This is a genomic window from Salipiger bermudensis, assembly GCF_020171625.1.
GTDB classification, from domain to species: Bacteria; Pseudomonadota; Alphaproteobacteria; order Rhodobacterales; family Rhodobacteraceae; genus Salipiger; species Salipiger bermudensis_B.
This window is the reverse complement of the sequence record NZ_JAIUZY010000021.1, coordinates 1-20,328: the sequence shown is the minus strand read 5'-3', so window position 1 is coordinate 20,328 and position 20,328 is coordinate 1. Positions and strand designations below refer to the sequence as shown.

Here is a 20,328-nt window from a genome sequence, read left to right as displayed (position 1 = left end):
GAGAAGACGAAGGAACAGGGATGGTTTCAGGCAGCGGACTTTTGGCCGTCATGGTGATGTTGCCCTTTATCGGCGCCTTGGTGCCGGGGTTGATGATCCGTGCGGGGCGCGACGCGTGTGCCATGTTCACCGCGGTTCCGACACTTCTGGCGCTGATCTTCCTCGGGATTCTCGCGCCGGAGATCATGGCGGGCGGCACCGTCACCGCCAAGATCGAGTGGCTTCCGGCGCTTGGCCTGAACGCCAACTTCTTCCTCGACGGGCTGGGGCTGCTGTTTGCCGGGATGATCCTCGGCATGGGGCTGCTGATCACGCTCTACGCTCGGTTCTACCTGTCGGGCGAGGATCCGATGGGGCAGTTCTACACCTATCTGCTGCTGTTTCAGGGCGCGATGCTCGGCATTTCGGTGTCGGACAACATCCTGCTGTTGCTGGTGTTCTGGGAGCTGACCTCGCTGTCGTCCTTCCTGCTGATCGGCTACTGGAAGCACCTGCCCGAGGGCCGGCAGGGCGCCCGCATGGCGCTCACCGTGACGGGGGCCGGGGGGCTTGCGATGATCGCGGGGATGCTGATCCTCGGCAATATCGTCGGCAGCTACGATCTTTCGGTGATCCTGCAGCACGGCGACGAGATCCGCGCCTCGGAGTACTACCTGCCGGCGCTGATCCTCATCCTGCTCGGCGCCTTTACCAAGTCGGCGCAGTTCCCGTTCCATTTCTGGCTGCCGCACGCGATGGCGGCGCCGACACCGGTCTCGGCCTACCTGCACTCGGCCACCATGGTGAAGGCCGGCGTGTTCCTGATGGCGCGCATGTGGCCGGTGCTCGCGGGCACCGACGAATGGTTCTACATCGTCTCGACCGTGGGCCTGATCACCATGGTGATCGGCGCGCTGATCGCGCTCTTCAAGGACGACCTCAAGGCGCTGCTCGCCTTCTCGACGGTCAGCCACCTCGGCCTGCTGACCATGCTGCTGGGCCTCGGCACCAAGCTCGCGGCGGTGGTGGCGGTGTTCCACATCATCAACCACCTGACCTTCAAGGCGGCGCTTTTCATGAGCGCGGGTATCGTCGACCACGAGACCCACACCCGCGACATCAAGCGCCTCGGCGGGCTGGCCAGCCTGATGCCGGCCACGGCGCTGATCGCCGTGGTCGCGGCGCTGTCGATGGCGGGCATCCCGCCGCTCAACGGCTTCATGTCGAAGGAGATGATGCTCGAGGAAGTGGCGCACACCGACTGGTGGGGCGGCAAGTGGCCGATCATCATCCTTGCCACCGTCGGCGCGCTGTTCTCGGTGGCCTATTCCTTCCGCTTCATCGGCCACACCTTTTTCGGCCCGGTACGCGACGACTACCCGCATCACCCGCACGATCCGCCCACCGGGATGCTGCTGGCGCCGGGCTTCCTCGCGGTGCTCGTGGTTGCCATCGGTCTCGCGCCCTCGCTGATCGCAGGCCCGATCGTGGCGGCGGCGAGCACGGCGGTGATCGGCGGCGGAGAGCTGCCGTATTACTCGCTCAAGCTCTGGCACGGGGTGAACCCGGCGCTGTTCATGTCGATCGCCGCGGTGCTTGGCGGGGCCGTGCTGCTCTGGCTGCACCGTCCGCTCGACAAGGCCTGGATCCGCACGCCGCGGCCCGAGGCCAAGGCGATGTTCGACCGGGTCGTGGCGGGCACCGTGCTGGGCACGCGCTGGCTGATCGAGGGCACGCATAACGGCGCCATCTCGCGCTATCTGTCGATTTTCGTGGTGGCCACCGTACTGCTGGGCTTCGCGGCCTTCCAGGGCGGCGGATTGCCCGAACAGACCCGCGAGATGCTTCCCGTTCCGCCGCTGGTGGGTGTGGGCTTCGTGCTGACCATGCTGGCGACGCTGGCCACGGTGTTTGCCCACCGCAACCGCTTCCGCACCCTGATCCTCGTAAGCGTGGTCGGCCTGATGGTCTCGGCGGGCTTCGTCTATCTCTCGGCGCCGGATCTCGCGATGACGCAGATCTCGGTCGATACGGTGACGGTGATGCTGATGCTGCTGGCACTGCATTTCCTGCCCAAGTACACGCCGCTCGAGAGCCCGCTGTCGATGCGCATTCGCGATGGCGTCATCGCGGTGATCGCCGGCGCGGCGGTCGCGGCGCTGGCCTACAGCTTCCTGCTCACCGACATGAGCCCAATCTCGGACTACCACCTCGCCAACTCCTACAAGGGTGGCGGCGGCACCAACGTGGTGAACGTGATCCTCGTCGACTTCCGGGGCTACGACACCTACGGCGAGATCGTGGTGCTCGGCATCGCGGGGCTGACGCTCTATGCGTTGATGGAGGCGTTGCTCAACGGGCCGGCCTCGCGCCGCCTGCGCAACTGGACCTTCCCGCCGGACCGCTCGCGCGACCGCCATCCGCTGATGATGGTGGTGGCGACCCGGGTGATGATGCCGATCGCGGCGCTGGTGGGCGTCTACATCTTCCTGCGCGGCCACAACATGCCCGGCGGCGGCTTCGTCGCGGGACTGGTGATCTCGATTGCGCTCTTGATGCAGTACATGGCCTCGGGCTTTGCCTGGACGCAGGAGCGCAAGCGGTTCGAGTACCACGCGATGATCGGCTGGGGCGTCATCATCGCCGGGCTGACCGGCGCGGGCGCCTGGCTGGCCGGCGCGCCGTTCCTGACCAGTGCGTTTGGCTATTTCACCATTCCGCCGTTCGAGGAGTTCGAGCTGGCCACCGCCATGCTGTTCGATCTGGGCGTGTTCCTGACGGTGCTCGGGGCGGTGATGCTGATGCTCTACAGCTTGTCGCGGATGGCGCGCTATGCCGGCGAGACGGTGAACCTCGAGCCGATGGACTACGACCCGTCGCGGCGCGTCGATGCCGCGATCGAGGCCGACAAGAAGGACGACGCATAACATGGAACTTGTCGTGGCAACCACGATTGGCGGCCTGACCGCCGCGGGGGTCTACCTGCTCCTTCGGCTGCGGGCCTTCCCCGTCATCCTCGGGCTCACGCTGCTGACCTATGCGGTCAACGTCTTCCTCTTCGCCACCGGCCGTCTCGCCGTGGGCGTGCCGCCCGTGCTCGATGACGCGGCGACGGCCTATTCCGACCCGCTGCCGCAGGCGCTGGTGCTGACGGCGATCGTGATCTCCTTCGGCATGACCGCGGTGCTGGTGCTGATCGCGCTGGGCTCGGCGCTCGAGTCGGGCGACGACCGGGTCGACGTCACCGAGGACGCGAACGGGGAGGGCGACGCGTGAATCACTGGATCATCGCCCCCGTGGTGCTGCCGGCGCTTCTCGCGCCGATCATCGCCTTTGTCATGCGCCACGACATCACCCTGCAGCGCGCCGCCTCGCTGGCCGGGGCGGTGATGCTCACCGCCATCGCCGCCGGGCTGTTCATGCTCTCGGCCGATGGCAGCGTGCATGTCTACCGCCTCGGCTCATGGCCCGCGCCCTTCGGCATCGTGCTGGTGCTCGACCGGCTGTCGGCGCTGCTCATCCTGCTGACCTCGGTGCTCGGGCTAATCGTGCTGATGCACTCCGCCGCGAGCGGCTGGGACACAAGGGGGCGGCATTTCCACGCCCTGATGCAGTTCCAGCTGATGGGCATCTGCGGCGCCTTCCTGACCGGCGACGCCTTCAACCTCTTCGTCCTGTTCGAGATCCTGCTCATCGCGTCCTACGGGCTGGCGATCCACAGCGGCGGCAAGGCACGGCTGAAATCGGGCCTGCAATACGTCATCATGAACCTTGCCGGGTCGAGCCTGTTCCTGATCGCGCTCGGCACGCTTTACGCCACCACCGGCACGCTCAACATCGCCGACCTATCGGTGAAGGTGCGCGAGATCCCGGTCGAGGAAGCCGCGCTGGTGCGGGTTGCGGCGATGCTGCTGATGATCGTCTTCGCGGTGAAGGCGGCGATGTTCCCGGTGCAGTTCTGGCTGCCGGGCACCTATGCCAACGCCCCCGCCCCGGTGGCGGCGCTGTTCGCCATCATGACCAAGGTGGGTGCTTACGCCATCCTGCGGATGCACACCGTGGTCTTCGGGCCCGATGCCGACGCCATCGGCAGCCTGTCACAGGACTGGCTGATGCCGGCGGCGCTGATCACCGTGGCGATCGGCGGGCTCGGCGTGCTGGGGTCGCGACGTCTCATGCCGCTGATCGCCTTCGCCGTTCTGGGCTCGACCGGCACGCTGATGCTGGCGGTTTCGGCCTTCACGCCCTACGCGGCGACGGCGGCGCTCTACTACCTGCTGCACTCGACCATGGCGACGGCGGCGCTGTTCCTCGTCGCCGATCTGCTGCTGGCCCGGCGCGAGAGCGGCGACCTTCTCAGGGCGGCGCCGGCCACGGTGCAGAACGGATTCCTCGCGGCGCTGTTCTTTGCCGCCGCCATCGGCATCGCCGGGATGCCGCCGCTGAGCGGCTTTCTCGGCAAGCTTCTGGTGCTCGATGCGGTGCGGGTGGCCGATTACACCTGGCTGATCTGGGCGGTGGTGCTGGTGGGCTCGCTGCTGACCATCGTGGGCTTTGCCCGCGCCGGAAGCCTGCTGTTCTGGAAATCGACCTCGGCCGCGTTCGCCGGCCCGGAGCCTGCACCGGAGGAAGAACGTCCGCCCGCCAACACCATCGGGCCGATGCTGGCCGCGCCGAGCGTTCTTGCGCTTGCCTCGCTTGCGGCGCTGACGATCTTTGCCGGGCCGGTGTCGCGCCACATGGAGGCGACCGCCGAGCAGCTCTTCGATCCCAGCGCCTACGTCACCGCGGTGCTGGCCGACCAGGAGGGCACCAAGGACCCCTCGTCGAAGTCACATGGCGACGAGGAGGCCGCGGCAAAGGGCTATGACGAGAGCGGCGCCGAGGCCGGCACGCCGTCAGAGGAGGGTCACTGACCATGTTGCGACGCATCTTTCCGCACCCGATCCTGTCTTTGACGCTGGTGCTCGTCTGGCTCATGCTGGTCAACAAGATCACGTCCGGCAACGTGTTCCTCGGCGTGGTGTTCGGCATCGTTATCCCGGTAATGACTGCACCTTACTGGCCCAACCGCCCCTCCCTGCGCGCACCGCTGATGGCGGTGGAGTATGCGCTGGTGGTGCTCTGGGACATCATCGTGGCCAATTTCGAGGTCGCGATGATCGTGCTCTTCAAGCGCCACGACAAGATCCGCTCGCAATGGGTCGTGGTGCCGCTCGAGCTGCGCTCGCCCGAGGCGATCACCGTGCTTGCGGGCACCATCACCATGACGCCGGGCACCGTGTCGGCGACGCTGGCCGCCGATGGCGGCAGCCTGCTGGTGCACGCGCTCGACACCGATGACCCGGACGCCGTCCGGGACGAGATCAAGTCCCGCTACGAGCGCCGCCTGATGGAGATCTTCCGATGATCGTCACCTACGCCCTGATCTTTGCCTTTGCCTGTTTCGGCTTTGGCCTTCTGTCCACCATGTGGCGCATGTTGGTGGGGCCGACCCAGGCCGACCGCATCCTCGCGCTCGACACCATGGTGATCAACTTCATCGCGCTGATCGTGCTCTACGGCATCTCGCAGGGCACCGCGCTCTATTTCGAGGCCTCGATGCTGATCGCCATGGTCGGCTTCGTCTCAACCGTTGCCCTGTGCCGCTTCGTGCTGCGCGGCGACATCATCGAGTGAGGAGGACCCGATGGACCAAGACCTGTCTCTGCTGGCCGAGCTTCTGGTGGCCTTCTTCCTCGTCGTCGGAGGCTTCTTCGCGCTGGTGGGCTCGATTGGCCTGATCCGGCTGAAGGACACCCTGCAGCGGCTGCACGCGCCGACGAAGGCCTCCACCGTGGGCGTCGGCGGCGCGCTGATCGGCTCGATGCTCTACTTTCTGTTCTTCGAGGACCAGCTCTCGTTCCATGAACTGCTGATCACGCTGTTCCTCTTCCTGACCGCGCCGATCACGGCGAACTTCATCGCCAAGACCTACATGCAGGACAAGATCCGCCGGAAGGACCTGCCGGAATCGGGCCGCGATTACGGCTGGGCGCTTTACGATCATCCGCCGGAAATGACCGAAGAGGAAAAGTGAGGCCGATCCGGCCTCGCCTGCTCAGGCGCCGCTTTCCTCGAGCAGCTCGCGCGGGATGACGAAGCCGGTGGCGGTGCCCGTGGCTGCCTCGAGCTCGGACCAGTCGTCGATCTCGAACTCGGCCACCAGCGTCGCTCCGGTGGGGTAGTCGGCGAAGCGGGGATGGCGCGGCGGCTCGGCCATCAGTTCCGCGGCGAACGCGGCGATGCCGGGGTTGTGGCCGACCATGAGCACCGTCCCGCCGGTGGCCTCCGAGAGGAATTTCTGCAGCGCCACGGGGCCGGCGTGATAGAGCCGGTCCTCGTGCCGGGTCTCGACGTCCAGCTCCAGCAGATCGAGAGTTTCGCGGGTGCGCGTGGCGCTCGAGCAGAGCGCCTGATCCGGCATCAGCGCCTGCGCGCGCAGCCAGTCCCCGAGGACCTTGGCACTGGCGCGGCCGCGGCTGTTGAGCGGGCGCTGATGATCGGCGCCGCCAGTCGACCAGTCCGACTTGGCATGTCGCATGAGGATCAGTCGTTTCATCCGCGTCCTCCGTTGTTGTGACGCCGGTGGCTAATCGGGCCGGGCCACATCAGGCAGTGTCCCATGAAGAGGGCGATGTGAAAAGGCGCCTGTTGGTCGACCGTCCGGGGGCTCCGCGACGGCGGGCCGGCTCGAGCGTCTCGGCGCCGCGTGGAGCAGGCGGATACTGACGCGCTGGCACCGGCCGGCACCGCGCGGGTCACTCGCGCGGAGGCACCGGCGCGCGCTCGGCGGAGCGGATCAGAGAACCCGCGCCATGCTCAGTGAAGAGCTCGAGAAGGCAGGCATTGGGCACCCGGCCGTCGAGGATCACCACGGCGCGCACGCCGTCCTCGATCGCCTTCAGCGCGGTCTCGGTCTTGGGGATCATGCCGCCGGCAATGGTGCCATCGGCGGTCATGGCGCGCACGTCCTCGGGGGTCATCGCGGTGACGACCTCTCCGGCGGCGTTCTTGACGCCCGAGACATCGGTGAGCAGCAGCAGGCGGTCGGCCTTGAGCGCCCCGGCGATGGCGCCCGCGGCGGTGTCGCCGTTGACGTTGTAGGTCTCTGTGACCTTGGTGCCGGTGGCCACGGGCGCCACGACCGGGATGATCCCGGCGGCGAAGAGGTCGCGCAGGACCTGCACGTTCATCTCGATCGGCCGGCCGACGAAGCCCAGCTCGGGATCGTCGGGCTCGCAGACGATGAGGTCGTCGTCCTTGCCAGAGAGCCCGACGGCGCGGCCGCCCTCGTCCATGATGGCCTGCACGATGCGCTTGTTCACAAGTCCGGTGAGGACCATCTCGACGACCTCGACCGTGGCCTTGTCGGTGACCCGCTTGCCGCGCACGAAGCGGCTCTCGATGTCGAGCCGCTTGAGCATGTCGTTGATCATCGGACCGCCGCCATGCACCACCACCGGGTTCACGCCCACCTGCCGCATCAGAACGATGTCGCGGGCGAACTCGGCCATGGCCTCGTCATCGCCCATGGCGTTGCCGCCGAATTTCACTACCACCACGGCGCCGGTATAGCGCTGCATGTAGGGGAGGGCTTCGTTGAGCGTGCGGGCTGTGGCGATCCAGTCTCGGTTCATCTTTTGCTGCTTCATGTCTAGAAGGCATCCTTCCGATGCGGTCGATCTGCCTTCCTGTGTCCGGGATGACCGCGCGGGACGCAAGATTTTTCGTACGAAAAATCTCTGTGCGCGGCGGGCGGGCAAAAACTCTTCTGCGAAGAGTTTTCTCAGTCGAGCCCTGCGATGATGGCGCGCAGAAGGGCGATGCCGTCGCCTTTCTCGGAACTGGTCAGCACCAACTCGGGAAACGCCGCCGGGTGCTTGGCAAGCTTCTCGCGCACTTGGGCCAGAACCTTCTCTCGGTCCTTCTCCTTGACCTTGTCGGCCTTGGTCAGCACCGCCTGAAAGGTCACTGCCGAGCGGTCGAGCAGGGTCATGATCTCTTCGTCGACGGGTTTGACGCCGTGGCGCGCGTCGATCAGCACGAAGGCCCGTCGCAGCGAGACCCGCCCCGAGAGATACTGTTTCAGCAGCCGCTGCCACTTCTCGACCACCGCCACCGGGGCGTTGGCAAAGCCGTAGCCTGGCAGGTCGACGAGGTAGCGCTCCTCGCCCAGCGTGAAGAAGTTGATCTCCTGCGTGCGGCCCGGTGTGTTTGACGCCCGCGCAATTCCCTTGCGGCCGGTGAGCGCGTTGATCAGGCTCGACTTGCCGACATTGGAGCGGCCGGCGAAGCAGACCTCGACCCGGTCGTCGGGCGGCAGGCCGTCCATGCCGACCACGCCCTTGAGGAACTCGACCTCGCCGGCGAACAGCTTGCGCGCGGCCTCGCGGGCGTCGTCTTCGGGCTCTTCGGCGAGCGGGAAGGGGAGCGATGTCATATCAGGGTAACCTCGTTGCCTGTGGCGATCATGCCGCCCTTCGTGACCCGCGCATAGACCCCGAAATCGCGGTGCCCCCAGCCGCCGTGCAGCGCGCGCACCGGTTCGGCGTCGCGCTGGCCGGTTTCGGGGCTGGCCTCGGTGGCACGGCAGCGGGTGATACGCTCGGTCACCTCGAGCTCGACATCGCCGATCTGCAAGCGCTGGCCGACCCAGTCGAACTCGGCCCAGGGGGCGAGCCCGTCGAGGATCAGGTTGCCGCGGAAGCGCCCGATCTGCAGCGGCTGGCCGATGCGCTCTTCGAGGGCGCGCAGGCTGGCGAGGCTGACGATCGCGAGCTCTGCCCGGCCATTGTCCGCCATGCCCTGCGGCGGGGCCGGCACCAGCAGGCGCGGCGCTGGCGCGGTGTCGGGCCAGAGAGGGCGCACCCAGTCGATCAGCTCCGGGCCGTCGCGCCCCGGCGCGATGGCGATGTCGGGCCGGTCGGGGTGCGAGAGCGCGATGCGGCCGTCGGTCTCGGTGCGGGCCCGGATCGGGGCGAGCGCCGGGCCGGTGGCGACCACCAGGAAGTTCTTGCGCGGCAACCAGCCGAGCTCTTCCGGGGCGCTCTCGTGCCGAAGCGCCCATGCCCGGTCTCCGGGCATGGGCGCGTTTGCGTCGAGGATCACCGTCTCAAGGGGTTCGTTGCCGATCCCCTTGATCGGGTAGCGCGCGATCTGGGCGAGCCTTGCGGTCATTTGCCCTTGGCGTCGCCGCCGGCCTTGGGCTTGCGCTTGAAGCTCGAGACGATGTTGCCGAACACGTCGGGCTTGTAGCCCTGGCTGCGCATGATCAGGTACTGCTGCGTGAAGGTGATCGTGTTGTTGGTGATCCAGTAGACCACCAGACCGCTGGCGAACCCGCCGAGCATGAACATGAAGACCCACGGCATCCAGGCAAAGATCATCTTCTGGGTCGGGTCGGCGGGCGCCGGGTTCAGTTTCTGCTGCAGCCACATCGAGATGCCGAGCAGCAGCGGCAGGATGCCGATGAACACGAGCGCCAGCGTGGTGCCGGGGGCCGGGGCCGCCCAGGGCAGCAGGCCGAACAGGTTGAACAGCGAGGTCGGGTCCGGCGTGGACAGATCTTGGAACGGGCCGAACCAAGGCGCCTGGCGCAGCTCGAAGGCCACGAAGATCACCTTGTAGAGCGAGAAGAAGATCGGGATCTGCAGCAGGATCGGCAGGCAGCCCGAGGCCGGGTTGACCTTTTCCTTCTTGTAGAGCGCCATCATCTCCTGCTGGAGCTTCTGGCGGTCGTCTCCGGCCTTCTCCTTGAGCTTCTCCATTTCGGGCTGAAGCTCTTTCATCTTCGCCATGGAGACGTAGGATTTGTAGGCCAGCGGGAACAGGATCGCCTTGATGATCACGGTCAGGCCGATGATCGACCAGCCCATGTTGCCGATCAGCAGGTGGATCTGGTGCAGCAGCCAGAAGATCGGCTTGGTCAGGAAGAAGAACCAGCCCCAGTCGATCGAGTCGATGAAGCGCACGACACCGTCATCCTCGTAGTCGCGGATGGTCTCGTATTCCTTGGCACCGGCAAAGAGCTGGGTGGTGACCTCCTGGGTCTCGCCGGGGGCGAGCGTCAGGGTCGGCAGCACCGCCTCCGTCTGGTAGATGTCGCGACGCTCGTCATATTTGGCGGCCTGCTTGAACGGCGCCCCCTGCTGCGGGATCAGCGTGGTCATCCAGTAGTGGTCGGTGAAGCCGATCCAGCCGTTCTCGGTCACCTGCGTGACCTCGGCGCGGGCGCCCTCGTTCCGGTTCACGTCCATGTCGGGCATGTCGGAATAGCCGATCTCGGACAGCTTGCCGTCGGCGATGGACACGACGCCCTCGTGCAGGACGAAGAAGTTCTTCAGGTCCGCAGGTTCGCCGTGACGGGCGATGATGCCGTAGGGCGCGGCCGAGACGGTGCCGTCGCCGGCATTCTCGACCGATTGGGTGACCGAGAACATGAAGTTCTCGTCGATCGCGATGGTGCGGCGGAACACGAGGCCGGCCGGGCTGTCCCAGCGCAGGGTCACGGGGCTGTCAACGCTCAGGGTGTCGCCGCTCTCGAGCTCCCACGCGGTGTTGGCACCCGGCACGTCGTCGAGCCCGAGGCCCGAGCCCGGGGCCCAGCCATAGAGCGCGTAATAGGGGTTGTCGCCGCCCACGGGCGCGAAGATCTGCACATTGGGCGAGTCCTCGTCGAGCGTGGTGGTGTAGTCCTTCAGGATCAGCTCGTCGATGCGGCCGCCGGCAAGCGAGATCGAGCCGCCGAGGCGGGCGGTGTCGATCGCCACGCGCGGGGCGTCGACGGTTTCGGCCTCGGCAGGCGCCGCGGGGCTGTCACCGCTGCCGGTTGTCGCCGAAGGGGCGGTGGAGGGCGTCGCGGCGGTGTCGCTCTCGACGGTCTCGACGGCGTTCGGGCCGGCCTGGTCCTGCAGCTGCTCTTCCGGCGGGGGGAAGAGCAGGAACCAGACGAGGATCACCACGAAGCTCAGACCGGTTGCAATGAGCAGGTTCTTGTTCTGATCGTCCATGCGAAGGCGCCGCCCTGTCCTTGGAAAAGTCACGCCGGGTTCAACAGGCAGGACCCCCAAAGGTCAAGCCGATTCCGGGTGTGGGGCGGGTTTTGTGACCGGATACGCAGCGGTGCCAAGGCTAGCGGGTGCCGGCGCTGCGTCCGATGTTCTGCGCCTTCGCGACCCGCTCGGCATAACCGCGGGCCCAGTCGGCGAGCTGGTCGGCGGGCATCGGGCGGGCGATGCCGAAGCCCTGCACGTGATCGCAGCCGAGCTGGGCCAGCAGCGTGTGCTCGGCCACGCTTTCGACGCCTTCGGCCACGGTCTCGAGGCCAAGCCGGTCGGCGAGGCCGAGCACGGCGGCCAGCATCCGGCGCTGGTCCTCGTCACGGTCGACCCGGGTGACGAAGCTGCGGTCGATCTTGAGCCGGTGCACGGCGAACCGGCGCAGCGCCGTGATCGAGGCGTGTCCGGTGCCGAAATCGTCGAGGTCGATCTGGCAGCCGAGCTGCGACAGTGCCGTGATGTTGCGCGCGACCACGCCTTCCGGCGCGTCGGCGATCACCGTCTCCAGCACCTCGACCCCGAGGCGCGAGGCCGGCAGGCCGAAGCGGTCGAGATCCCATTTGAGCCGGGTGACCAGCCGGGGATTGCGCAGCTCGGTATCGGAGAAGTTGACGCTGACGCGGGGGATGGCGATCCCCGCCTCGTCCCACTGGCGCAGCGCGGAGAGGCTGGCATCGAGCATCACCTCGCTCAGCCGGTCGAGATGGCCGGCATCTTCGAGCGCGGTCAGGAAGTCGTCCGGCGAGACGATGCCGCGGTCCGGGTGCAGCCAGCGGGCCAGCACCTCGACGCCGCTGATCGCCCCGGTCGAGGTGCAGAGCTGGGGCTGGAACCACGGCCGGATCTGCCCCTTGGCGAGCGCGCGCTCGGCCTCTTCGAGCAGGGTCTTTCGGGCGTGGCGCTGCACCCGCATGCTTTCGGACCAGGCGCGTACCGCCGAGGGGCCATGGGCCAAAGCCTCGGTCAGGGCGGTGGCGGCGGCGTCGAGCAGCTGGGCACCGCCGCCGTCGCCGCGCAGGCGCGAGGAGGCGCAAAAGCCGATGGCGACCGAGAGGAAATGCGTCCCGCCCTCGGTCTCGGCCGGTTCCTCGAGGGCGCGCTGCATCCGGTAGGACATCAGCAGCAGCGCGTCGAGATCAAGGCGCAGCGAGGGCGAGAGCAGCACCACGAAGCGCGAGTCCCCGATCCGCGCCACCCGGTCCCCCCGGCGCAACTGGGCGCGGAGCCGTTGCAGCACGCTGTCCTGCAGCTCTTGCGCGACGGTGTCGCCGGCACGGCGGCGGATGGCATCGAGCCCCTCGGCCTCCACAAGGAGGCAGGCGGTTCCGAGCTTGGCGGCGGTGGCGCGGGCGAGGATCTGGTCGGCGAGGGCCGTGGCGGTGGGAAGGTCGATGAGGTCGGGCAGGGGGCGGTCGGGGTCGAGCGTATCGTGATCGGCCTGCCCGGCCAGCACATAGGCGAGGGGCATCCCAATCGCGAGGACGACCAGCAGCACCTCGCCGCCGATCCAGAAGCCAACCAGCGCGCCCGCCGGCAGGAAAGCCAGCATGTGGGTGCCGTGAAGCCACCGCGCAATCTGCGCGGGATGTCGCATCAGTGCGGCGCGGAGCATCTGTCCCATGCCAGCCTCCCTCTTGCCGTGGTTGGCGGAAGCAGGACTAGCGCACCGATGTGACCGGGGGCTTAACGCAGATCGGGAATATCGGACTCGTCGGCGCTTTTGCCCGCCGCATCCCGCATCAGCCCGGCGAAATCGAAGAGCTTGGGGTCGAGCATGTGCGAGGGCCGGATATTCATCAGCGAGCGGAACATCACCTGCCGGCGGCCGGGGCTGTTCTTTTCCCACTGGTCGAGGATCTGCTTCACCTGCTGGCGCTGCAGCCCGTCCTGGCTGCCGCAGAGGTCGCAGGGAATGATCGGGTAGTTCATCGCCCGGGCGAACTTTTCGCAATCGACCTCGGCCACGTGCGCCAGCGGGCGACAGACGAAGAGGTCGCCCTCTTCGTTGACCAGCTTCGGCGGCATGGTGGCGAGCCGCCCGCCGTGGAACAGGTTCATGAAGAACGTCTCGAGAATGTCGTCGCGGTGATGGCCCAGCACCACCGCCGAGCACCCCTCCTCGCGGGCGATTCGGTACAGGTTGCCCCGGCGTAGCCGCGAGCACAGCGCGCAGAAGGTGCGGCCCTGCGGCACCTTGTCGACGACGATCGAATAGGTGTCCTGATACTCGATGCGGTGCGGCACCTGCATGTCCTCGAGGAACTTGGGCAGCACCGTCGCCGGGAAACCCGGCTGGCCCTGATCGAGGTTGCAGGCCAGAAGCTCGACGGGCAGCAGGCCGCGCCATTTCAGCTCGTGCAGCACCGCGAGCAGGGTGTAGCTGTCCTTGCCGCCGGACAGGCAGACCAGCCATTTCGGCACGCTGCCGTCTTCGCGGCGTTCGACCATGCCGTATTGCTCCACCGCCTCGCGCGCGTTCTGCACGATGCGCTTGCGCAGCTTCTTGAACTCGGTGCTCTTGGGAGCGCCGTAGAACAGCGGGTGAATATCGTCGGCTTCATCGAACATGGGCTGGCAGATACGCGGGGAATGCGCTTCAGGCAAGAGCTCTGCGGGAACGCCGCAGGCGGGGCCGGCGTTGTGGGGGAGATCAGCCAAGGAGGATCCCCATGAAAACCGCATCCCTGCTTCTCGCAGCGGTCACCGCCACCGGCTTCGCCGCGGGCGCCCACGCCCAAGAAGCCATGGGCGGCCAGTCGCCCGCCGCCGTGGCCATGCTCAAGGACGCCGAAGGCGCCACCGTCGGCATGGCCGAGCTCTACGAAACCGCCGAGGGCGTCCTGATCCATGTCGAGGCCGACGGGGTCCCGGAAGGCTGGCATGGCTTCCACCTGCACGAGACCGGCGACTGCTCGGCCTCGGATTTCTCCTCGGCTGGCGATCACTATGCCCCGGACGACAAGGGCCATGGCCTGCTCACCGGCGAGGCGCCGCATCCGGGCGACCTGCCGAACGTCTACGCGACGGCGGACGGCGCTGTCCGGGCAGAGATGACGAGCACCGCGCTGACCCTTAACGGCGACACCGCGCCGATCCTCGACGAGGACGGCTCGGCCTTCATCATCCATGAGGGTCCCGACAGCTACGGCAAAGACGCCGGTGCGGGCTCGCGCATCGCCTGCGGCGTGGTCGAGGCTGCGTCCTGAGGCGCTAGTCGCGCTTTCGCGGTTCGGGGACGTTGTCGATCCCCGAGCCGCCCCACGGGTGGCAGCGCAGGATGCGACGTGCGGCGAGCCAGCTGCCCTTGAGGGCGCCATGCATCTCGAGCGCCTCCATGGCGTAGGCCGAACAGGTCGGCTGAAAACGGCAGGCATGCCCCACCCAAGGCGAGAAGATCAGGCGGTAGGCCCGGACGGGCAGGGCCACGACATGGGCCAGCGGGCTCATCTGGACGGGCCGTGGATCTTGCGCAGGGCGTATTCCAGATCCTTGATCAGCAACTCGAAGGGGCGTTCGGCGGTGGCGTCGCGGCGGCCAATCAGCACGTAATCCCAACCCGGAACGCCCTGCGTCGGCAGCGTGAGCCGGGCCACCTCGCGCATCCGGCGCTTGGCGCGGTTGCGGGCAACGGCGTTGCCGACCTTCTTGGAACAGGTGAACCCAACGCGCACCGTGTCGGAGCCGTCGCCGCGCTCGCGCGCCTGCACCAGCATCGCGTTGGCCGGCTGACGCCGGGCGCGGGCGGCCGCGAGGAACTCGGGCCGCTTGCACAGGGTTTCGAGCCGCGCCTTCTCGGTGCTGTCCGAAGTGTCTTCGCTCATTCCACTGCCCTCAGATCCCTGCCGTCAACTTAGAGCCGACAGACAACGACGAAAAGCCGCTTCGGACGCATCCAAAGCGGCTTTTCTGTCGATCCATGCGTCCCGCTTCGCCAAGGCGAAGCGTGCGACTCAGGCGCTCAGCTTCTTGCGGCCGCGGGCACGGCGCGCATTCAGAATCTGACGGCCAGCCTTGGTCGCCATGCGGGCGCGGAAGCCGTGACGGCGCTTGCGAACCAGGTTCGACGGCTGAAAGGTGCGTTTCATCGCGCTTTACTCCGTTTCTCGGGAAGCCCAAGACGGATTCGCCGGGCCATGTCATTCGAAGCCCGTCCTATAGGGAGGTGAGGGGCGCGTGTCAAACCTCTATCTCGCAGGACTGCAACATTCCGGTGCGGGGCAGGGCGCCGTCCCTCGGTATGTTACAGTTTCGGCGTAGACGGGTCAAAAGGCCCGGTTTTCCGTCACCGCCGATCAAGGCGCCGTGAGAGGGCTGTTGCGATGCGACCGCCTGACGCATCTTGGATACCATGAGCGACACGCACCATACCCGAGGGGCTGACATGGCCGAGACGCCGAAGCGCAGCCTGACCCGCCACCTGCCGCTGGCGATCATCCTGATCGTCGCCGTCACCGGCTTCTTCACGCTGCGGGATTACCTCAGCTTCGACACGCTGAGCGATAATCGCGAGGCGCTGCTGGCGCTGCGCGACCAGCATTACCTGCTGATCGCGGGGGGATTCGTGCTGGCCTACGTCGCCATCGTCGCCTTCTCGCTGCCCGGTGCCGCGGTGGCCTCGGTCACCGGCGGGTTCCTGTTCGGGCTTGCCGCCGGCACCGTGCTCAACGTGCTGGCCGCCACCGTGGGCGCGGTGCTGATCTTCCTAGCCGCCCGGGCCGGGCTTGGCGCCGCGCTGTCGGAGAAGGTGGACGCCTCGGAGGGCAAGCTCTCGAAGCTGCGCGACCGGCTGCGCGAGAACGAGATCAGCGTGATGTTCCTGCTGCGGCTGGTGCCGGTGGTGCCGTTCTTCGTGGCCAACCTGCTACCAGCGCTGGTCGGCGTGCGGTTCCGCAACTTCGTGCTGACCACGGTGCTGGGAATCATCCCCGGCGCGCTGGTCTTCACCTCGATCGGGGTCGGCGTTGGCGAGGTGTTCGACCGCGGCGAGGCGCCCGACCTGAGCCTGCTCTGGGCGCCGCATGTCATCCTGCCGTTGCTGGGGCTCGCGGTGCTGGCGGCGTTGCCGATGGTGGTCAAGGCGGTGCGCGGCAAGACCGAGATTTGAGGAAATAGACGCATGAAAACGGATCTTCTGGTGATTGGCGCCGGCTCCGGCGGGCTCTCAGTGGCGGCAGGCGCGGCGCAGATGGGCGCTTCGGTCGTGCTGCTCGAGCGCGGTGAGATGGGCGGGGACTGCCTGAACTACGGCTGCGTGCCCTCGAAGGCGCTGATCGCCAGCGCCGCGCGCGCCTCGTCGATGACCCATGCCGCGCCCTTCGGCGTGGCCAGCGTGACGCCGCAAGTCGACTATGCCGCGGCGCAAGCGCACGTGGCCGAAACCATCTCGCGAATCGAGCCGATGGACAGCCAGGAGCGCTTCGAGAGCCTTGGGGTCACGGTGATCCGCGAGCATGGCCGGTTCATCTCGGCCACCGAGGTGCAGGCGGGCGCGCATGTGATCTCGGCCCGGCGCATCGTGCTGGCCACCGGGTCCTCGCCCTTCGTGCCGCCGATTTCCGGCCTGTCGGAGGTGCCTTACCTCACCAATGAAACGCTCTGGCAACTGCGCGAGCAGCCCGAGCATCTCGTGATCATCGGCGGCGGCCCCATCGGGCTCGAGATGGCGCAGGCGCATCGCCGGCTTGGCAGCCGGGTGACGGTGATCGAGGCGCAGACCGCGCTTGGCCGGGAAGACCCCGAGATGGCCGCCATTGTGCTCGAACGCCTGCGGGCCGAGGGGGTCGAGATCCTCGAAAGCGTGCAGGCGCAGCGCGTGAGCGGCAGGGCAGGGGCCATCACCGTCGAGACCGTCGATGGCGCGGTGCACGGCTCGCATCTGCTGGTCGCGGTCGGGCGCAAGGCGAACGTCGAGGGGCTCGGCCTCAAGAAGGCGGGAATCGAGACCACCAAGACCGGCATCAAGGTCGACGCGGGGCTGCGCACCACGAATCGCCGGGTCTATGCCATCGGCGATGCCGCCGGTGGGCCGCAATTCACCCACGTGGCGGGCTATCACGGCGGGCTCGTCGTGCGGAACGCGCTGTTCGGTCTGCCGATCAGGGTGAAGCCCCAGATCCTCCCGCGCGCCACCTATACCGCGCCCGAGCTGGCGCAGGTCGGCCTGACCGAGGCCGAAGCGCGGCTCGAACATGGCGATGCGCTCGAGGTCGTCCGGCTGCCCTACCAGCACAACGACCGGGCCATCGCGCAGCGCCAGACCACCGGCCTGCTCAAGGTGATGGTGGTCCGGGGGCGCCCGGTGGGGGCCTCGATCGCGGGCGCGCAGGCGGGCGAGCTCATCGGGCTATGGTCGCTGGCGATCAACTCGAAGCTCAAGATGAGCGCGATTGCAGGGATGGTTGTGCCCTATCCCACCATCGCGGAGCTTAACAAACGCGTCGCGGGAACCTATTTCTCTCCCCGTCTGTTTGAAAACGAAACAGTGAAAAGAATTGTAGGACTGGTGCAGCGCTGGCTGCCCTGACGGGACAAGCAGTACTCTTCATGCTCAACTCACTTTCTGGCCGCTTCCTGATCCTCACGACCGTGTTCGTGATGCTGGCCGAGGTGTTGATCTTCGTCCCCTCCGTGGCCCGCTTCCGGGCCGACTATCTGACCGACCGGCTGGAGCGCGCGCAGATCGCCTCTCTGGCGCTGCTCGCGGACGATATGCTCGACCCCGATCTCGAGCGGGAACTACTCGCCAATGCCGGCGTCTACAACGTGGCCCTGCAGCGCAACGCCACCCGCGAGCTGATCCTGTCCTCTCCGGTTCCCGCAGCCGTGGCCGAGAGCTTTGACCTGCGCGAAGCCGGACCGGTCGTGCTCATGCATGACGCACTTTCGCGGCTGGCGAATCCCGAGCCCGAGATCATTCGGGTGCTCGGCTACCCCTCCCAGCAGGCCGGCCAGCTCATCGAGATCACCATGGAGGCCGGACCGCTGCGCAGCGCCATGCTGGAGTACGGCGTGCGCATCCTGCTGCTTTCGGCGGTGATCTCGGTGATCACCGCGCTGCTGCTGTTTCTCGCTGTGCGACGGCTGCTTGTGCGCCCGATCAAGGGCGTGGTGGGTCACATGATCCGCTTTGCCGAGGCGCCCGAGGATGCGCGCCGGATCATCAAGCCATCGGCCAGCGTGACGGAGCTGCGCGAAGCCGAGGAGGCGCTGCAGTCGCTGCAGACCCAGCTGGCCGCGAGCCTGCGGCAGAAGGAACGGCTCGCCCAGCTTGGCGGCGCGGTGGCGCGGGTCAGCCACGACCTGCGCAACATCCTGACCTCGGCGCAGCTCTTCACCGACCGCATCGAGATGTCCGAGGACCCCTCGGTCAAGCGCATGGCTCCGAAGCTGGTGGGCTCGATCACCCGCGCGGTGTCGCTCTGCGAGAACACGCTCGCCTTCGGGCGCGCCGAGGAGCCTGCGCCGGTGCTGACCCAGTTCAACCTCGCGGAGCTGGTGAACGAAGTGCTCGAGGCCGAGCGTCTGGCGATCGACGAGCATGACGTGAGCCTGTCCGAGGATATCCCCGCCACGATGCAGATTCGCGGCGATCCCGAACAGATCTACCGGGTGATCGGCAATCTGGTGCGCAATGCGCGGCAGGCGATCACCGGAACCGGCCAGCCCGGCGAGATCAGCGTGGCCGCCTGGGCGGGCGATACCGAATGGGTTATCGAGGTGACCGATACCGGCCCCGGTCTGCCTCCCAAGGCGCGGGAACATCTGTTCCAGCCGTTTCAGGGCGGCGTGCGAAAGGGCGGGGCCGGGCTTGGCCTTGCCATCGTCGCCGAGCTGGTGCGCAATCACGGCGGCAGCCTGCAACTGGCGCGCTCGGACGAGGGCGGCACCTGTTTCGAGATCCGCCTGCCGATGGGCGAAATGGGGTAGCGGAAATTTCTTTGAAAAACATTCTGGACCCCCTTGCGCATCTTCGCAGGTAAGTCTAAACCCCGCCTCCACGGACCGATAGCTCAGCTGGATAGAGTACTTGACTACGAATCAAGGGGTCGGGGGTTCGAATCCTCCTCGGTCCGCCAGTTTTCGGATGTGGGGTTTCAGGCAAAACCGACTTTCATGTCAGGTGCCTGACCCCACAGACCGGATCTACTGATGCGGAATGGCGTTTCCCAGGTGAGATCACGATCGTGAAGTCAGGATATTATTGGCTTCGGTTGATCTTGGGCGTCTCGCTAGACAAGCGCCTCCCTGTCATCACCGCAACCACCTTTCCTTAATTGTCGCTGACTGTGCCGTATGCCGCATTCGAGCCGGCATCGTCCGTGCTGTTCCGACCCGCGGAGAGGGGCACGCAAACCGGAAGAACGACCCGTGAGTCCGCGCCCGCCGGTTCGAAAAGCTGCTGGCCGAGCTGCGCGGCCCGTCGAAGCAGCCGTTCGCTGCGCTTGCGAACCATTGCGATAGTCGAAAGGTCCGCACCGCGGACGTTTCTGCCGTTCGCTGCAGCCACAGCCTGCGAGCCGCTGAGCGACGGCTCTGCGCAGGTAATTGCCGTACCGCGTCGTGGCTCCGCGATCGGCATGTCCGTCACTATCGGCCCAACCCTGCCGCGTGCCGAGGTGGCAGGTGATGCAGCGCGGCGTCACCGAGACAGGCACCCAGGGCATGGCGCGGCATACTCGCTCAGGCCAAGGTAAGGGGCAGGCCACAGGCAAAACGGATCCGGTCGCGTTGCGATTGGGATCTATGCTTTTCAAGCTCTGCGAGCGTCAGCGGAGCCTTTCGACCCAAAGGCCAAGGAAAGTCCCCGAAACGATGAGCGCGGCGCCGAGAAATGCCGATAAGGTCGCAGGTTCAGAAAGAAGCATCCAGGCGAGGGCAAAGCCAAAGAGCGGCTCCGTGCCCATGAGTAAGCTCACCCGCGTGGGGCTGGTGCGGCGCACCGCGGCGTTTTGGACGTAGAAGGCGCCGATGGTGCAGAAGAGCGACAGGAAGGCCACCGCGCCCCATGCCGCAAGGTCAGCCCGGACAAAAAGCCCCCCTGAGCCCGATTGCACCCAAAGCATCGCCCCGGTGAGCGCCGCGACCGTCGCGGCCTGTACAGCCGTGAGCGCGGCCGAAGACATGCGACTGCCTGAATAGCCCCGCGTTTCTTAGACGCCTTCGTATCTCAGTTTTTGCTGCCGCTCGAAGTCGACCGGCGACAGCATTCCGTTCCGGGCGTGTTTGCGCTTCGGGTTGTAGAACATCTCGA

The 20,328-nt window shown here is 66.9% G+C and carries 21 protein-coding genes and 1 tRNA gene; 11 read left to right on the top strand and 11 right to left on the bottom strand.

Annotated elements, in window-relative coordinates; genetic code table 11:
• Positions 1 to 20: 20 nt before the first annotated feature.
• The 6 genes from LCM15_RS21730 to LCM15_RS21705 are packed head-to-tail and all read left to right on the top strand — an operon-like array spanning position 21 to position 6,058.
• Entirely contained in the window at positions 21 to 2,906 is a 2,886-nt protein-coding gene (locus tag LCM15_RS21730) for a monovalent cation/H+ antiporter subunit A (RefSeq protein ID WP_224859913.1), read from the top strand.
• 1 nt (position 2,907) lies between these two features.
• The gene (locus LCM15_RS21725) at positions 2,908 to 3,255 is read left to right on the top strand and encodes a Na+/H+ antiporter subunit C (protein ID WP_224859912.1); all 348 of its coding nucleotides are present in this window, start codon (positions 2,908 to 2,910) and stop codon (positions 3,253 to 3,255) included.
• A complete protein-coding gene (locus LCM15_RS21720; RefSeq protein ID WP_224859911.1) occupies positions 3,252 to 4,895 on the top strand; it encodes a monovalent cation/H+ antiporter subunit D in 1,644 nt (547 codons plus the stop codon). The genes LCM15_RS21725 and LCM15_RS21720 overlap by 4 nt, the downstream gene beginning before the upstream one ends.
• Positions 4,896 to 4,897: 2 nt before the next feature.
• Positions 4,898 to 5,389 carry a Na+/H+ antiporter subunit E gene (locus LCM15_RS21715; RefSeq protein ID WP_224859910.1) on the top strand — a complete coding sequence of 164 codons (492 nt, stop codon included), beginning with the start codon at positions 4,898 to 4,900 and terminating at the stop codon, positions 5,387 to 5,389.
• The gene (locus LCM15_RS21710) at positions 5,389 to 5,658 is read left to right on the top strand and encodes a K+/H+ antiporter subunit F (protein WP_224859927.1); all 270 of its coding nucleotides are present in this window, start codon (positions 5,389 to 5,391) and stop codon (positions 5,656 to 5,658) included. Before LCM15_RS21715 ends, LCM15_RS21710 begins: the two co-directional genes overlap by 1 nt.
• A 10-nt stretch (positions 5,659 to 5,668) precedes the next feature.
• Entirely contained in the window at positions 5,669 to 6,058 is a 390-nt protein-coding gene (locus LCM15_RS21705) for a Na+/H+ antiporter subunit G (RefSeq protein WP_224859909.1), read from the top strand.
• A gap of 21 nt (positions 6,059 to 6,079) precedes the next feature.
• Here LCM15_RS21705 and LCM15_RS21700 read toward each other — a convergent pair whose 3' ends face one another.
• The 7 genes from LCM15_RS21700 to ttcA form a co-directional block, all read right to left on the bottom strand.
• The gene (locus LCM15_RS21700; RefSeq protein ID WP_224859908.1) at positions 6,080 to 6,580 is read right to left on the bottom strand and encodes a SixA phosphatase family protein; all 501 of its coding nucleotides are present in this window, start codon (positions 6,578 to 6,580) and stop codon (positions 6,080 to 6,082) included.
• Positions 6,581 to 6,779: 199 nt separating this feature from the next.
• The gene (argB, locus tag LCM15_RS21695) at positions 6,780 to 7,673 is read right to left on the bottom strand and encodes an acetylglutamate kinase (RefSeq protein WP_224859907.1); all 894 of its coding nucleotides are present in this window, start codon (positions 7,671 to 7,673) and stop codon (positions 6,780 to 6,782) included.
• A gap of 134 nt (positions 7,674 to 7,807) precedes the next feature.
• Complete coding sequence (gene yihA / locus LCM15_RS21690; protein WP_224859906.1) at positions 7,808 to 8,461, bottom strand: ribosome biogenesis GTP-binding protein YihA/YsxC; 654 nt, start codon at positions 8,459 to 8,461, stop codon at positions 7,808 to 7,810.
• Positions 8,458 to 9,198 (bottom strand): MOSC domain-containing protein, encoded by a 741-nt coding sequence (locus tag LCM15_RS21685; RefSeq protein WP_224859905.1) that lies wholly within the window; start codon positions 9,196 to 9,198, stop codon positions 8,458 to 8,460. The genes yihA and LCM15_RS21685 overlap by 4 nt, the downstream gene beginning before the upstream one ends.
• Positions 9,195 to 11,030, bottom strand: coding sequence for a membrane protein insertase YidC (gene yidC / locus LCM15_RS21680; protein WP_224859904.1), 1,836 nt, complete (start codon positions 11,028 to 11,030; stop codon positions 9,195 to 9,197). Before yidC ends, LCM15_RS21685 begins: the two co-directional genes overlap by 4 nt.
• 121 nt (positions 11,031 to 11,151) lie before the next feature.
• Positions 11,152 to 12,699 carry a bifunctional diguanylate cyclase/phosphodiesterase gene (locus LCM15_RS21675; protein WP_224859903.1) on the bottom strand — a complete coding sequence of 516 codons (1,548 nt, stop codon included), beginning with the start codon at positions 12,697 to 12,699 and terminating at the stop codon, positions 11,152 to 11,154.
• A gap of 62 nt (positions 12,700 to 12,761) precedes the next feature.
• Positions 12,762 to 13,646, bottom strand: a complete 885-nt coding sequence (gene ttcA / locus LCM15_RS21670; protein WP_224859926.1) for a tRNA 2-thiocytidine(32) synthetase TtcA — start codon at positions 13,644 to 13,646, stop codon at positions 12,762 to 12,764.
• A gap of 101 nt (positions 13,647 to 13,747) precedes the next feature.
• Here ttcA and LCM15_RS21665 point away from each other — a divergent pair, with 101 nt between their 5' ends.
• The gene (locus LCM15_RS21665) at positions 13,748 to 14,284 is read left to right on the top strand and encodes a superoxide dismutase family protein (protein WP_224859902.1); all 537 of its coding nucleotides are present in this window, start codon (positions 13,748 to 13,750) and stop codon (positions 14,282 to 14,284) included.
• Between the two features lie 4 nt (positions 14,285 to 14,288).
• On the opposite strand, the gene yidD is transcribed toward LCM15_RS21665, so the two are convergent.
• From yidD to rpmH, 3 genes are all read right to left on the bottom strand, one after another.
• Positions 14,289 to 14,525 carry a membrane protein insertion efficiency factor YidD gene (gene yidD / locus LCM15_RS21660; protein WP_224859901.1) on the bottom strand — a complete coding sequence of 79 codons (237 nt, stop codon included), beginning with the start codon at positions 14,523 to 14,525 and terminating at the stop codon, positions 14,289 to 14,291.
• On the bottom strand, positions 14,522 to 14,899 hold the full coding sequence (gene rnpA / locus LCM15_RS21655; RefSeq protein WP_224859900.1) for a ribonuclease P protein component: 378 nt from the start codon (positions 14,897 to 14,899) through the stop codon (positions 14,522 to 14,524). The genes yidD and rnpA overlap by 4 nt, the downstream gene beginning before the upstream one ends.
• Before the next feature lie 129 nt (positions 14,900 to 15,028).
• Positions 15,029 to 15,163 carry a 50S ribosomal protein L34 gene (rpmH, locus tag LCM15_RS21650; RefSeq protein WP_007796915.1) on the bottom strand — a complete coding sequence of 45 codons (135 nt, stop codon included), beginning with the start codon at positions 15,161 to 15,163 and terminating at the stop codon, positions 15,029 to 15,031.
• A gap of 296 nt (positions 15,164 to 15,459) precedes the next feature.
• Between rpmH and LCM15_RS21645 the strand changes: the two genes are divergently transcribed.
• From LCM15_RS21645 to LCM15_RS21630, 4 genes are all read left to right on the top strand, one after another.
• Positions 15,460 to 16,182 (top strand): TVP38/TMEM64 family protein, encoded by a 723-nt coding sequence (locus LCM15_RS21645; RefSeq protein WP_318246076.1) that lies wholly within the window; start codon positions 15,460 to 15,462, stop codon positions 16,180 to 16,182.
• A gap of 12 nt (positions 16,183 to 16,194) precedes the next feature.
• On the top strand, positions 16,195 to 17,601 hold the full coding sequence (locus LCM15_RS21640) for a dihydrolipoyl dehydrogenase family protein (RefSeq protein WP_224859898.1): 1,407 nt from the start codon (positions 16,195 to 16,197) through the stop codon (positions 17,599 to 17,601).
• Between the two features lie 20 nt (positions 17,602 to 17,621).
• The gene (locus LCM15_RS21635; RefSeq protein WP_224859897.1) at positions 17,622 to 19,004 is read left to right on the top strand and encodes a sensor histidine kinase; all 1,383 of its coding nucleotides are present in this window, start codon (positions 17,622 to 17,624) and stop codon (positions 19,002 to 19,004) included.
• A 72-nt stretch (positions 19,005 to 19,076) separates the two neighbouring features.
• Positions 19,077 to 19,153: transfer RNA gene (locus tag LCM15_RS21630), tRNA-Arg, on the top strand.
• 690 nt (positions 19,154 to 19,843) lie between these two features.
• On the opposite strand, the gene LCM15_RS21625 is transcribed toward LCM15_RS21630, so the two are convergent.
• Positions 19,844 to 20,200 carry a DMT family transporter gene (locus LCM15_RS21625; RefSeq protein ID WP_224859896.1) on the bottom strand — a complete coding sequence of 119 codons (357 nt, stop codon included), beginning with the start codon at positions 20,198 to 20,200 and terminating at the stop codon, positions 19,844 to 19,846.
• Between the last annotated feature and the right edge of the window lie 128 nt (positions 20,201 to 20,328).